We start from the raw sequence: 14,648 nt of genomic DNA on the forward strand, positions 1-14,648 counted from the left end.
CCTTGTCTCTTTTAAACTATTAGGCTTGTACTACTGTACGTCTTTCTATCCGTTTTTCATAGTTTGTTCCGAGCAGCACACGTTGAACGTAGATTCCTGGCGTATGGATTTCTTCTGGATTTAAATCTCCTACCCCAACGATTTCCTCGACTTCTGCAATTGTAATTTTCCCGGCCATTGCAGCCAATGGATTAAAGTTGCGTGATGTTTTTCGGAAAACAAGGTTTCCAAGCGGGTCGGCCTTCCAGGCTTTCACCAGGGCAAAATCGCCGATAATTCCCTCTTCTAATAAATAGGTTCTTCCTTTAAACTCCTTGTGCTCTTTTCCTTCTGCAATTGGAGTTCCCACCCCAGTAGCCGTATAAAAACCAGGTATTCCGGCGCCGCCGGCACGAATTCGTTCAGCAAGCGTTCCTTGAGGGACTAGTTCGACCTCAAGCTCACCGCTTAAAAACTGCTTTTCAAAAATTTTATTTTCACCGACATACGATGAAACCATTTTCTTAATTTGCTTATTTGCAAGCAGCAGACCAAGCCCCCAATCATCAACACCACAATTATTGCTAACGATTGTTAAATCCTTCGTTCCTTGATCTCTTAAGGCAAGAATTGCTTTTTCCGGAATTCCGCACAGTCCGAAACCACCGACGATGATTGTATCGCCATCTGAAATATCTTGTATTGCTTCCACAAAGGAGTTTACAATTTTTCCATTCTTCACAGGATCCGCCTCCTTATTAAGATAAAGTCTCTTACATTTGAAATTAACTGTTAAAAATTAGACCGGATATACAGAATGTTTTCGTTCTGAAAAAATGAGATATTTTGAAGAGTATGCCTCATAACGATTAACAAGCTCTTTACGCAATGAGTTTGCTGGAATAATACCGTCGATCACCATTTCGGAAGCTAGATGGTAAATATCAATGTCCTCTTTATATTCCTCACGTTTTTGTTCTATGAATGCGGTTCGCTCCTCTTCAGGAAGCTCTGCAATTTTATTAGCATAAACGGCATTAACTGCTGCTTCTGGTCCCATAACCGCAATTTGAGCAGAAGGCAATGCAAGACAAGCATCCGGTTCAAATGCAGGGCCAGCCATTGCATAAAGACCAGCTCCATATGCTTTACGTACAATAACAGAGATTTTTGGAACACTTGCTTCAGCCATTGCTGAAATCATTTTCGCACCATGACGAATGATTCCTGCCCGTTCTACCTTTGTACCTATCATAAATCCAGGCACATCAACTAAAAACAAAAGGGGAATATGGTAGGCATCACAAAGATTAATAAATTTTGCGGCTTTATCTGCTGAATCGTGGAATAATACCCCGCCTTTAACACGCGGCTGATTGGCAATGATTCCGACAGGTTTCCCATCCATGCGGGCAAGTCCTGTAATAAGTTCGCCAGCAAAAAGTTTTTTGATTTCAAAAAAGGAGTCTTCATCAATAATCCCGTTTATTAGATCATGCATATTAAATGGTGCATTCTGATTAGCCGGAATCAGCTCATCTAATGGTTTTTTCAATGGTTTAGGAGCCACAGACTCACGAACTGGCGGTTTCTCTGAAAAATTAGCAGGGAAATAAGAAAGATAGTTTCTTGCCATTGAAATGGCTTCTTCTTCATTTTTTGCAAGAACATCACCACAGCCTGAAACAGAACAGTGCATGCGCGCGCCGCCCATTTCCTCCAAGGTTACTTTTTCACCAATAACCATTTCGGCCATTCTCGGTGATCCCAGGTACATCGATGCATTTTTATCAACCATAATAACAATGTCACAAAAAGCTGGAATATAGGCTCCACCAGCAGCAGATGGTCCAAACAGAATACAGATCTGAGGAACTTTACCTGAATGTTTTACTTGATTGTAAAAGATTCTTCCTGCCCCACGACGCCCAGGGAACATTTCCACCTGATCCGTTATCCGCGCTCCAGCAGAATCTACCAGGTATAATAATGGTACCCGAAGTTTTTCAGCTGTTTCTTGGATTCGAATGATTTTCTCAACCGTCCGAGCTCCCCAAGAACCAGCTTTGATCGTTGAATCGTTAGCCATCACACAGACAAGCTGGCCATTAATCTTGCCCATCCCTGTCACAACACCATCTGCAGGAAGATCCCCCGCCATGCAGTTTGCAAATAGCGCATCCTCCAGTTCAAAGCCAGGATCGAATAATAATGATAAACGCTCGCGGACGAACAGTTTTCCCTGCTCTTGGTTTTTTTCGTGATATTTGGGAGCTCCGCCCTTTTTGATTTGTTCGACTCGATCATTCAGAGTTTGTTGTAAAGGTTTCATATCCACTGTCATTATTTTTCCTCCTATTAATCTAGTTTTCTTATTCACCATTGTAGATTGGGGCGCGTTTCTCCTTAAAAGCCTGTAATCCTTCTAAACGATCTTTTGTTGGCATCGTCACTTCATAGGCATTTTGCTCAATGGCAAGACCGGTGTTTATATCAACATCATAGCCTTTATCGATTGCGAACTTTGCTTGTGCAACGGCAATCGGACCATTCCGAACAATTTGTCCTGCAATTTCTAATGCTTTATCAATTAAGCTTTCAACAGGGACCGTATACTCTACTAATCCAATCTCAAGGGCTTCTTTTGCATCAATTCGTCTTGCTGTGAAAATCAGCTCTTTAGCACGTCCCTTTCCTACTAATCTTGGTAAACGCTGTGTTCCGCCTGCACCAGGAATAATTCCCAATGATGTTTCCGTCAGTCCAAGTTTCGCAGTTTCAGAGGCAATACGAATATCACAAGCGAGCGCTAGTTCAGTTCCTCCGCCAAAAGCAACGCCGTTCACTGCCGCTATGACCGGTTGTGGTAATGATTCTAAAGAGTTGATAGTTTCACGGATCAAAGAAACCGTCTTCCTCACCTCAACTGGATCCATTCCAGCTCGTTCCTTTAAATCAGCTCCCGCACAAAAAGCTTTCTCCCCAGCCCCTGTAATGACGATACAGCGGACTAATCGATCATATTTACAGGTAAGAATGGCGCCCTTAAGCCCCTCTAACATCTGTAAGGATAAAGCATTAGCAGCTTCCGGCCTATTTAAAGTAATCATCACGATTCCGTTTTCCATCTTGTTAACTAATATGGTTTTACTCATGATCTCACCTTTCTCACAAAGCATTTCCAAGCTTTCCACTCAGCTTGGAACTCGCGGCTTGAAAACTTTTACTTGGTAAAGGTCTGCCAAGTTTCTCCTGAATGAATTGGGATGCATGAAGCAGCTTTTGCTGATCAGCACCAGTGTAAATTCCCATCCCGTGAAGCATATAGAGTAAATCGTCTGTTGCCACGTTTCCGGATGCTCCAGGCGCATAAGGACAACCTCCTAGGCCGCCAAGCGAAGAATCAAAAATGGTAATTCCCATTTCTAACGATACTAAGATGTTGGCCAAAGCCGTTCCACGTGTATCATGAAAATGCATTGCTAATTTATCTGCTGGAAATCTTTTTAATAAAACTTCCAACACATTTTGAACTTGCCTTGGATTTGCCACACCGATTGTGTCCCCGAGAGACAACTCTGCAATACCCATTTCAAATAATGTTTCGGTCACTCTTATGACCGCATCGATATCAACATCACCTTCATACGGACAGCCAAAAACAGTAGAAACATAACCTCTGCTTAATTTTCCTGCTGAAATGGTTTCTCTGACCAAATCCCGTAACACAGGGAAAGTCTCGCCAATCGTTTTATTGATATTTTTTAGGTTATGTGTTTCGCTTGCTGACATAAAAACTGCTACTTCATCAATGTTCGCTTTAAATGCCCGTTCCAAACCTTGAAGGTTAGGAACGAGTGCTGTATAGGTGACACCAGGCACTTTGGTAATGCCAGTAGCAACGGCAACTGCATCTGAAAGTGCAGGAATCCATTTGGGATTAACAAAAGAGGTAATCTCAAGATGTTTTAGTCCACTATTTGACAATTGATTAATCCAAGCAATTTTATCTTCTGTTGATATAAATGCCTTTTCGTTTTGCAATCCATCACGAGGACCAACCTCTTTAATCGTTACACCTTCCGGCCACTTCATTGTTTCATCTCCTTTCAACCTTTATCCAGGCTTTATTCAACTACTACAATGACGTCGCCTTCATTAACAAAGTCGCCTTCGTTCACTTTCACTTCTTTCACCGTTCCATCGAATTCAGCGGCAATTGGAATTTCCATTTTCATCGATTCTAAAATCACAACATCTTGGCCCTCTTCTACCTGATCTCCAGTTTTAACTAATACCTTCCATACATTTCCTGCCATGACTGCAATTACTTCACTCATGATAATTCCTCCTATTTTACTTTATTTTCTTTTTTAGTCTTTAAATACTTGTTAACAAAGTCTGTTGTCGTATCACCTGAATGGAATGCCGAGTGGGCAATAACCTCTTGCAGCATTGGGATATTTGTTTTAATACCTTCAATATGATAATCAGCTAATGCAGCTTGCAGACGATTTATTGCCTCTTCACGATTGCTGCCTTTGACGACAAGCTTAGCAATCATTGGATCATAAAAAGGAGTGACTGCGGATTGACCGTGAATGGCTAATTCATGTCGAACTCCAGGACCGTTCGGCAACTCTAATTTTGTTATTTTTCCAGGTGAAGGGAAAAATGTTTTGGGATCTTCCGCATAGATTCTAACCTCAATGGCATGACCCTCACGTTTTACGTCTTCTTGAGAAAATTTCAGAGCTTCACCTGCAGCAATTTGTAATTGTTCTTCAACTAAATCCAAACCTGTAATTTCTTCCGTAACAGGATGCTCTACTTGTAAACGGGTATTCATTTCAAGAAAGTAGAAGTTTTGCTCTTCATCAACTAAGAACTCGATTGTTCCTGCATTTTTATACCCAATTGATTGAGCCGCTTTTACTGCAGCCTCCCCCATCTTGGTACGAGTTTTTTCAGTAATAAACGATGATGGGGCTTCCTCTACGACTTTTTGATGACGGCGTTGGATCGAACATTCACGTTCCCAAAGGTAAACGGTATTTCCAAAACTGTCTGCCAAGATTTGAATCTCAATATGTCTTGGATTTTCAACAAATTTTTCAATATACATTGCTCCATCGCCAAAGAAATCAGTAGCCCGCTTTTGGTTCCCCGCAAATGCTTTTCGGATTTCATCCCCGTTATGGACCACCTGCATTCCAATTCCGCCACCCCCAGCGGAGGCTTTTAGCATAACGGGATAACCGATGCGGCCCGCCGCTTCTACCGCTTCCTCTTCATCTGCCAGTGGGTAGGTAATCCCTGGAACGACAGGAACACCCGCTCCCTCCATCGCTTTGCGTGATTCAATCTTACTTCCCATTTTAGAAATAACTTCTGGTGAAGGCCCGATGAATACAAGTCCTGCTTCCTCACAGCGGCGGGCAAAGTCCGTATTTTCAGACAGCAAGCCATATCCCGGGTGAATAGCCTCCGCTCCTGAAAGCTGAGCGACCTCTAGAATTTTATTGATATTTAAATAGCTTTCTGCTACACGGGAACCTCCGATTAAATAGGCCTCATCTGCCATTTTTACATGTGGAGCATCCGCATCAGCCTCTGAGTAAACTCCAATTGTGGTAATCCCTAAGGCCTTGCATGTACGGATTACACGGACAGCAATTTCGCCACGATTAGCAATTAAAACTTTTTTGAACATGCCTTTCCACCCTTTCTATCTTTTATCTAAGAAGGTTCAAAACTCGTCAGCATCATTACAAAGTTTAAACTTTGATGATTAAGGAGATATGTAAAAGTCTAATTATTCATTTTGCAACATTCTTTACGTTTATCTTTAACTCTTAATCTAGTAATATGGAACCAGTCATTTGCCGGTGATTTTCCTGACAAATGACTGTCTCTAATTAATAACTATTTAACTGATGACTTTTCAGCAACTATTTTTTGGATTTGTACAACCGTCGTCGGGTCTTCTAGTCCTGTAATGTCGCCGGAAACCTTTCCTGATACAACAATTTCCTTTAATAAGCGGCGCATGATTTTTCCGCTGACTGTTTTCGGCAACATATCTGTAAAAATAATTGATTTTGGGATTGCAATCTTACCAATTTGTTGAATGATGCGATTATTTATTAGTTGTTTTAATTCCTCTGTTCCTTCATAACCATCGGCCAAACGGACAAATGCGAGCGGAACTTCTCCTTTAATTTCATCTGGGATCCCAATGATTGCGCTTTCAGAGACACCCTCACATTCAAGTACAGCACTCTCCATCTCCATTGTACTTAAACGGTGTCCGGCTACATTAAATGCGTCATCTGAACGGCCAACTACCCATAAATATCCATCATCATCTATTAATGCTAGGTCGCTAGCATAATAGCAGCCATCCACTTGGCTATAATAGGATGCGTAATATCGTTCTGGTTCTTTCCAAAGTGTCCGGCATAGCATAGGAAATGGTTTTCTAATAACCAGATTTCCTAAGACACCAGGTTTAACTGGATTGCCCTCTACATCAACGATATCCATAACCGCACCTAAAAAGGCAGTACCTGAGGAACCCGGTTTCATCGGCGTCAGCCAAGCTGCTCCAGCTATAGGCGATCCCGCGGTTTCGGTTTGACCCCAAGTATTATTGATATATACCTTCTTCTTTCCTAAAACTTCATATGTCCAATGCCAGGTTTCCGGATCGAAAGGTTCTCCAACAAGGGAAATGACATCGAGGCACGATAAATCAAATTTCTCTATTGCCTTTTCTCCCATACTTTTTAACATTCTTAATGCTGTTGGGGCAGTAAACAGTTTATTCACCCTGTATTTTTCAATGATTTGATAAAAACGATCTTTTGTTGGATAATCAACAGCCCCTTCAAAGACAACGGTTGTTACACCATTCGCTAAGGCACCTGTAATTCCCCAAATATGCATGGTTAACCAGCCGATATCCGCGGTACACCAGAAAACATCGTCTTGATGGTGATCCATATGATACTTGGCATATGTGTAATTCTGTGTGACAAAAGCCATGCCGGAATGCACGACGCCTTTTGGTTTACCTGTCGTACCACTTGTATAAAACACAATACCGCTCTCATTCGCTTCAATTCTCTCTGGTTCACAAACGATACTTGCCGCTTTTGTCTGCTCATGCCACCAGTAATCTCGCCCTTCTTTCATTTGAACCTCAGAACCTAATCGGTCGACAACAATGACTGCTTCGATCGATGGGATAAATGGTACAACATGATCAACTTTTTCTTTTAAAGGAATGAATTTACCACGACGTTCTGTTGCATCCGCAGTGATCAATACTTTTGGCTCAAAATTGATGAGACGGTCTGTCAATGATTTTTCCGAATATCCTGAGAAAATTGTATTGTAAATAGCACCAATTCGAAAACAAGCTAAAACGGAAATAAAGGCTTCTGCCAGATTGGGAAGAAAAATAGCAACACAATCACCTTTTTTTACACCAAATGATTTAAGAACATTCGCAAAACGATTTACTTCAGCAAGAAGCATATTATACGTGTAAAATTTGGTGTCCCCGTTTTCACCCTCCCAAATGAGAGCGGTCCGGTTTCCTCCACCATTTTCTACATGCCGATCAAGTAAATTTACACTTGGGTTACTAATGCCGCCGGAAAAAAAGCGAAAATCGGGTAGTTGTCCACTAATGGTCTCATTCCATGGTTCATACCAAACAAGTTCACGGGCTGCACGATCCCAAAATTTAGCAGGATCTTCTTGTGATTGTTTAAGAAGTTCTTGAAATGCTTCGCTGCTCCCAATGGAGGTTGAACGGACTTTTTCTTCTTCTGGATAAATGAGTTTGCTATTTGATACTACTTGTAAAATTCCACTGATATCCATGTAATGGCTCCTTTAACAATTTTTATTTAATCACTATGTCTCTACTAGTCTGTTGATTTCCGCTCCAGACGCTTCGCTCCAATCAACGTAGTCTTAAGATCAACCATCACCTTTAACACAGCCATCCTAAAATAAAATAATTCATTAACATCCAATTTGTTTGGCAATAACCATTCGTTGAACTTCAGATGTTCCTTCACCAATTTCCAAGAGTTTCGCATCACGGAAGAATCGCTCCACTTGATATTCCTTCATATATCCATATCCGCCATGAATTTGAACGGCTTGATCACATGCTCTCATGCATATTTCCGAAGCAAATAATTTCGCAAATGCCGCTTCCTTTTTAAAGGCTCTTCCTTGATCCTTTAACCAAGCTGCTTTAAAAACCATATTCCGGGCTAATTCAATATTCATTGCCATGTCAGCTAATTTAAATTGGATTGCCTGGAAGTTGGCTAAACTCTTTCCAAACTGTTTTCTTTCTTTTGCATATTGAAGAGCTTTTTCATAGGCTCCTTGAGCAATACCTACAGCCATGGCACCGATTCCAATTCTTCCGCCATCAAGCGTAGCTAAAAATTGTTTGTAACCGTTTCCATCTGTTCCCAGCAGATTTTCTTTTGGAACCCTTACATTCTCTAAGATAAGTTCTGTGGTATTTGAGGCATGCAGACCCATTTTTTCGTAGTTGTCGATTACAGTGAATCCTGGAGCATTTGTAGGAACAATAAATGCGCTGATTCCGTTAATTCCTTTTGAGCGGTCTGTTACCGCTGTCACTGCAAGGTGATTAGCATAGCTTGCATTTGTAATAAAACATTTCGAGCCATTAATGACCCACTCATCTCCATCAAGAACTGCTGTTGTTTGGGTTCCCCCTGCATCGGAGCCTGCATTCGGCTCAGTCAATCCAAATGCTCCAAAAGACTCTCCCGTACAAATTGGTGTTAAGTATTTCTCTTTTTGCTCATGTGTACCAAATAAATTAAGAGGAGCTCCTCCTAATGAAATATGTGCTGAATATGTAATTCCTGTTGATGCACAAACACGACTAAGTTCTTCAACGACAATTGCAAAGCTGATCGTGTCAGCCTCACCTCCACCGTATTGTTCAGGAAAAGGCAGACCCATGATCCCTAACTCTGCTAATTTTGCAAAAATTCCCTTAGGGAATTCCCCCGTTCGATCACGTTCATCCGCTCCAGGAGCAACTTCTGCATCAGCAAAATCTCGAACTAACTTGCGTATCATCTCTTGTTCTTTCGTTAAATCAAAATTCATTTATCTTCAACCCCTTTCTAAATATTCCGATTGTTTCAAGCAAAAAAAATTAAGCCTCCACTACCTATCTTTTTACGCTGAACTCCTTTCATTATTTTCATAACTTTCTTATAATAAGAATATAATCATTATGAATATTATGCTATGTACAATTTCATGAATATTAATATGAAAAATTTGTGTCTTTTACACAAAAACACGAAAATGGATGAAATGTAAAAAATCTTAGAGAAAGGATGATGACAGATGCAAGATACATTAACCCATCGGCAACTAAAGTCCTTAATCCATGTGTCCAACGTTATCAATTCCAAATTAGATATTGATACGATCTTTGATTCAATCATGACTGAAACGATATCTGTCGTTGAAGCGGCAGGAGGAGGCTCTATATGGATTTTTGACAAAAGCCAGAATCGACTCATCGCAAAATCAGCTCAAGGATTATTTTATCCACATATTTTTAGGCAAATTAAACTAGTTAGCGGTGAATCCATGACTGGGATGTCTTTTGCTGCCAAAAAATGTCTCATTTTTTGGGATGAGATAGAAATTAAACAGGCGTTGTCAACATTAACGCCATATAACGGAGATTTATTGGATCAGTCTATTCCGAGTAATTTTCATTTTACATCTGTCATTTCTTCACCTATTTTACAAAACGGAAAATGTATTGGCGTGATTACATTGGACTCTTTTGAACAATCTTTGCAGTTTAAGCAAGAGGATATTAATCTATTAGAAGCGATTGGCCACCAAGTAGCAGTTGCCTTGGAAAAATCCAATCTTTATTATGAGAAAGAAAAAATGGTTCAGAAGCTTTCCCATTCAATCGAAATACATAGGAACCTGGCCAATCTCGTTGTAAATGGAGAAGGAATTCAATCGATTATGAATTTTATACATAAAACAATAGGACAACATATGTTTCTCTTTGATGAAATAGGTGAACTTAGGGCTTCTGCCTGCTATTCCTCCTTTTCAATTGAAATGACCGAGTATATGAAAGCGTATGCAAAACAAATTATCCTAACACTTGAAAACTCACATACCGTTTCCGAAATAACATTAAATGATGAAACGTATCAATTAGTTGTATTGCCACTTGGGTCCAAATTAAAGTCTCTAGGCGGGCTAATCATCCTTTCAAAACAAAAAATGAATGAGGTGGATATCGCTGCTCTTGAACATGCTTGTACAGTCATTTCACTTGAACTGGGAAAAGAGCAAGCCGTTTTTGAAACACAGCAGCGTTTAAGAGGTGAATTCGTGACCAAGCTTTTTTCAGGACAGATCGATGAAGCACTTATTCAGAAAGCAAAAAATTTAAATTTTGACCCTAACCGAAACTATGTTGCCATACTTATTAATTTTGAGGATAAGTTAAACGAGCAAAAGGTGATCGGCGATCACTTCATAAGGAATTTACTCCATATGGCCAATACATTACTTGGGAGGAACTCGCAAGTAATGGCAGTAAGGGATGAAAATCAAATCGTTGCCCTTCTATCTTTGCATTCAAGAGTTTCTTCGTCCAATATTATTGCTGAATTAAAAGAACTTGCAAAAATTTTACATCATGAGATTAAAAATAAATATAGAGAGATAGACGTATCAATTGGGATTGGAAGAATTAAGCAGGGGCTTATCTTTGTCCACGAGTCATTTGTAGAAGCGACAAAGTGCATAAAGTTTCTCAAAAACTATCGTTTTGATCATAGAGTCCTTTGTTATACAGACCTTGGCGTTCAGAGGTTTATTTTACAAAATTCAAAGGAAGAATTGATTGATTTTATCCATGAAGTATTAGGTCCCCTCATTGAATATGAACAATCTAGAAAAGGCGAACTGTTAAGCACTTTGATTGTTTATTTAGACCAAAATCAAAACATAAAGAAAACGGCTGATTCTTTACATATTCACACAAATACCTTAAGCTATCGTTTAAAACGAATTGAGGAAATTCTATTAACGGACTTGAATGATAGTCAACCTTTATTTAATATTCATTTAGCAATCAATATATATCAATATATAAAAGATAATACTAGTGTTGCCTTAATTTAATTTCAAACTATAGGTTACTTACCGATAACGTAAAATACCGATCTCCTAATGGAAGTCGGTTTTTTGTACTCTAATTATCTTTCTTATTTTCGAGCACAAGCCATTTCCCCTCATTTTTAAACTTACATTATTAAACTTAAGCATGGTGGTGTTACCACCATGCTCAAGTCATTTTCTATTTTTCAACCGGCTCCCCAGCTTTTCCCCAATGTGTTTTAGGAATCTCGGTTACGAGGACTCTTATATTCTCCTTTGGTGAATCCAATGTTTCGGATACGGTGGCCGTGACATTGCGAATTAATTCAGCCACTTTTTCTTTCGGTCTACCTTCCATCATCTGCACATGAATAATAGGCATTAAAATCCCTGCTCTCTACAATTATTAATCTGTCACGGTAAAAGACACTTCGCCAAAACCATCAAATTTCCCACTTACAACATCGCCAAAGTTAAACTTAATGGCAGCAGTAATGCCGCCAGTTAAAATCACGTCACCCTTACGAACCTTTTCACCCTTTCTTGCCAGCATATTGGCAAGCATCGCCACAGAGTGGGCTGGGTGGCCAAGAACAGCAGCCCCTGCGCCCAATTCCTTGCTCTCTTTTTTTATTTATGACTTTTTAATTTTGGTTAATTCTTTGTACCTCTCGTAACTCGAAAATGAAGAAAGCGACTCCACCAAATGAAGTCACCTTTAATAATTATTGAAATTTTTCAAGTAACTGTTTAGCACTTTTCTATACCGCCATATATCTTTATTATCAACCGGAAGCTCATTTATATCCCAAAAGGTTTGATACTTCCTATGAGCAGTAAGCGTGCCATCTGGATAACGCATAAATGTAACTGTTCCGTTGTTTTGATCATCTTGTAGGGCAATGTAGTGCTTCGAACCATCCCAGATGGCCAAATCACCAAACCTCTCACAAAAGAACTCAACATCGGCTTTACTTCGAATAACCATTTAATTCACTCCTTGATAAAATTATTTGATTACCGCTCCTATACCGTTGTTTCTTGTGAGGAAATGACTATTAGCTGCTTGGGTATTAATTGAAAAGTGAATTTCAAAATATCTTTGCTAGAAATATATTATGAAAAAAATTAAAATTCGAGCGCTTATCATTGATTTGATAGTATTATAACATAACTGAAATGGATTTGCCGAAATGAATGTTATAGTAATCCTATGAACATGATCCTTTCTAATTTTAAGTATTAAATAGATCCAAGTGCTTCCGCAAACCGTTTAATTCCTTCATGTATTAATTCTTCATTTTCCCTAGCAAATGTAAAACGAACAAAACCTTTTTTGGACCCCATCGTGTAACCTGGGACATAAATAACTCCTCTTCTGATTGATTCCTCCAGTAATTGCATTTCATTCACTTCTTTTTTTATCCTGCACCAAATATGAATTCCTCCCTGAGGGATGGAGAAATCAACTTTATCCTTTAAATAAAATATAAGACTAGTAATAATTTGATCCCTTCTCTTTTCTAATTGTTTGTTTAAATTTTCGATATGAGAATGGAAATTTTCCGATTCTAAAAAATCATTTGCGATCCACTGAGTAAAACTAGCATGACCAAAATCAATTTGCTGCTTCGCATCGGATAATCTCTCAATAACAGGTGTGGGGCCAATAATCCAACCAATTCTTAATCCAGAAGCAACGATTTTTGTTAAAGAGCTAATATATAAGACATTTCCATTAATATCCATTGATTTTAGAGTAGAAATATTTTCCCCTGTAAACGAGGTTAAACTATAAGGATCGTCCTCAACCACAGGTATACCATGTTCTGAAGATATTTCTAAGATCGCTTTCCGTTGCTTTTCCTGAAGTAAGGCTCCTGTTGGATTTTGAAAAGCAGGATTCAAAAATATCATTCGGATTCGATGCTTTTTATGTAATGAAAGTAAGTCATCCGGGTTAATACCATCTTGGTTTACGGGTATGAAATAAGGTCTCAGTCCTGCTGATTTAAAAATCGGAAGATTATAGTTATAAGAGGGATCTTCCAATGCAACTGCATCTCCTTGTTTTAATAGGCATTGAACCACCAAGTGCAATGCTTGTTGTGCCCCAGATGTAATTAATATGGATGAAGGATTTGTTTCAATTTTTCTATATTGCTTAACATGCTTTGCAATCGTTTCTCTTAATATTGCGTTTCCTTGCGGATGATCATAACCTAAGCTTCCTATAAACGATCTAGAAGAAGTAATCTCACTTAGGTATTTCAGCGGAAAAAGATCCTCTGACAGTTCGCCGCTAGCTAGATTGATTAACTTCTGTTCTACTGCTTCCTTCCTTATCCTCTGTGTTATAGGCAAGTTAGGTAAAAACGATCCTGCTTCAATATACCTGTTCCAGTTCGGTATACGTTTCTTGGTAATTCCCCAGATATCTTTACTTATGGTCGTCCCGCTTCCTCTATTCCTTTGTATTAGTCCATTTGACTCCAATTCATCATATGCTGCAACTACTGTACTTCTATTTATGTTAAGGTCCTTAGCTAAATTTCTTTCAGAAGGTAATGGTTTATCTGGAGGAAACGTACCATCTGCAATTCCATTTTCGATATAATCAGCAAGTTGTTTATAGATAGCTTTTTTGGCTTGGCGATCTGGTTTCCAATCCATATATTTCAGTCCTTATTATGTAATGTAGTCTAACTATTATGTTTCTTTATTAATATTATTAATCGTTTGTTATGAACTTTTAAAAAAACCTATTGTTCATAATAATTAATTACCATCCAAATTATCATAAATTTAACCATCCACTTTTATTATAACTTACAGCGCGTTGTATTGCGAAAAGGCCATCCAGTCAATAATAGAAGCAGAGAAAAACGGCAAACAGCCTAAAAAGTCAAAAAAGGAATCCATGTGTGACCGGGTGGAATGGCTGATTCATGAAGAGAAAATTATGTTAGAGGAGGAATCGCATTGACCAAGGAAGAGGTAGTCAAACTTTTAATACTTATTGAATCGGTTTATCCCAACTGCATTTTTAAGGACGAGACGGTCCAGCAATGGTTCCAATTTTGTTCTGAAATGGATTATGAAAAGGTAATGGCGAAGGTGAAAAACCACATTCGAAAAAGTCCTTTTCCACCTGCGATTGCTGATATTGCTGTATTCCCTTTGGAAGAAAATAATTTTCCAGAAACATTACAAAAATGGATGAGGAAAGGACGGGAGAGAATTGAACACGAACGCGTTCCTAACCACCGAAATCCATTACCTGATTGGCTTGCCGAATATTCAGCAAGAAAATCTGTTTGAAGCAGAAGCATCCTATTAGGCGCGGTCTTTCTCGCTCCTGAACTGATTCATGAAATCACATTAGAGCCATGCCATTTTTCGCAGAAACGAAATCAGCTCCTGTTTCAAGCGATGAAGGAATTGCAAAA

The 14,648-nt window shown here is 39.1% G+C and carries 13 protein-coding genes and 2 pseudogenes; 3 read left to right on the plus strand and 12 right to left on the minus strand.

From position 1 onward, the window contains the following. Positions 1 to 19: 19 nt before the first annotated feature. From AB7942_RS18200 to AB7942_RS18235, 8 genes are all read right to left on the minus strand, one after another. Complete coding sequence (locus tag AB7942_RS18200) at positions 20 to 721, minus strand: CoA transferase subunit A (protein ID WP_369447971.1); 702 nt, start codon at positions 719 to 721, stop codon at positions 20 to 22. A 57-nt stretch (positions 722 to 778) separates the two neighbouring features. Further along, complete coding sequence (locus AB7942_RS18205; RefSeq protein ID WP_369447972.1) at positions 779 to 2,323, minus strand: acyl-CoA carboxylase subunit beta; 1,545 nt, start codon at positions 2,321 to 2,323, stop codon at positions 779 to 781. A 28-nt stretch (positions 2,324 to 2,351) separates the two neighbouring features. Further along, positions 2,352 to 3,134 (minus strand): enoyl-CoA hydratase, encoded by a 783-nt coding sequence (locus AB7942_RS18210; RefSeq protein ID WP_369447973.1) that lies wholly within the window; start codon positions 3,132 to 3,134, stop codon positions 2,352 to 2,354. A 13-nt stretch (positions 3,135 to 3,147) separates the two neighbouring features. Further along, positions 3,148 to 4,074 carry a hydroxymethylglutaryl-CoA lyase gene (locus AB7942_RS18215; RefSeq protein ID WP_369447974.1) on the minus strand — a complete coding sequence of 309 codons (927 nt, stop codon included), beginning with the start codon at positions 4,072 to 4,074 and terminating at the stop codon, positions 3,148 to 3,150. Between the two features lie 32 nt (positions 4,075 to 4,106). After that, entirely contained in the window at positions 4,107 to 4,319 is a 213-nt protein-coding gene (locus AB7942_RS18220) for an acetyl-CoA carboxylase biotin carboxyl carrier protein subunit (protein WP_369447975.1), read from the minus strand. Positions 4,320 to 4,330: 11 nt separating this feature from the next. Then, positions 4,331 to 5,692, minus strand: a complete 1,362-nt coding sequence (gene accC / locus AB7942_RS18225) for an acetyl-CoA carboxylase biotin carboxylase subunit (protein WP_369447976.1) — start codon at positions 5,690 to 5,692, stop codon at positions 4,331 to 4,333. A 212-nt stretch (positions 5,693 to 5,904) separates the two neighbouring features. Further along, a complete protein-coding gene (locus tag AB7942_RS18230) occupies positions 5,905 to 7,872 on the minus strand; it encodes an acetate--CoA ligase (RefSeq protein WP_369447977.1) in 1,968 nt (655 codons plus the stop codon). Positions 7,873 to 8,016: 144 nt separating this feature from the next. Further along, positions 8,017 to 9,156 carry an acyl-CoA dehydrogenase gene (locus AB7942_RS18235; RefSeq protein ID WP_369447978.1) on the minus strand — a complete coding sequence of 380 codons (1,140 nt, stop codon included), beginning with the start codon at positions 9,154 to 9,156 and terminating at the stop codon, positions 8,017 to 8,019. A 246-nt stretch (positions 9,157 to 9,402) separates the two neighbouring features. On the opposite strand from AB7942_RS18235, the gene AB7942_RS18240 reads away from it, so the two are divergent. After that, positions 9,403 to 11,223, plus strand: coding sequence for a helix-turn-helix domain-containing protein (locus AB7942_RS18240; protein ID WP_369447979.1), 1,821 nt, complete (start codon positions 9,403 to 9,405; stop codon positions 11,221 to 11,223). A 175-nt stretch (positions 11,224 to 11,398) separates the two neighbouring features. Here AB7942_RS18240 and AB7942_RS18245 read toward each other — a convergent pair whose 3' ends face one another. From AB7942_RS18245 to pdxR, 4 genes and pseudogenes are all read right to left on the minus strand, one after another. Then, on the minus strand, positions 11,399 to 11,581 hold the full coding sequence (locus tag AB7942_RS18245; protein WP_214716441.1) for a 4-oxalocrotonate tautomerase: 183 nt from the start codon (positions 11,579 to 11,581) through the stop codon (positions 11,399 to 11,401). Between the two features lie 24 nt (positions 11,582 to 11,605). Next, positions 11,606 to 11,833, minus strand: a pseudogene (locus AB7942_RS18250) (4-oxalocrotonate decarboxylase); the annotation flags it as partial. A gap of 84 nt (positions 11,834 to 11,917) precedes the next feature. Further along, positions 11,918 to 12,187, minus strand: coding sequence for a hypothetical protein (locus AB7942_RS18255; RefSeq protein WP_098932227.1), 270 nt, complete (start codon positions 12,185 to 12,187; stop codon positions 11,918 to 11,920). Between the two features lie 254 nt (positions 12,188 to 12,441). Beyond that, positions 12,442 to 13,872, minus strand: coding sequence for a MocR-like pyridoxine biosynthesis transcription factor PdxR (gene pdxR, locus AB7942_RS18260; protein WP_369447980.1), 1,431 nt, complete (start codon positions 13,870 to 13,872; stop codon positions 12,442 to 12,444). A gap of 309 nt (positions 13,873 to 14,181) precedes the next feature. On the opposite strand from pdxR, the gene AB7942_RS18265 reads away from it, so the two are divergent. Beyond that, positions 14,182 to 14,520 carry a replicative helicase loader/inhibitor gene (locus tag AB7942_RS18265; RefSeq protein WP_369447981.1) on the plus strand — a complete coding sequence of 113 codons (339 nt, stop codon included), beginning with the start codon at positions 14,182 to 14,184 and terminating at the stop codon, positions 14,518 to 14,520. A 9-nt stretch (positions 14,521 to 14,529) separates the two neighbouring features. Continuing rightward, positions 14,530 to 14,643: pseudogene (locus AB7942_RS18270) on the plus strand (DnaB-like helicase N-terminal domain-containing protein); the annotation flags it as partial. Between the last annotated feature and the right edge of the window lie 5 nt (positions 14,644 to 14,648).

The sequence above is a fragment of the Neobacillus sp. BF23-41 genome (assembly GCF_041106275.1).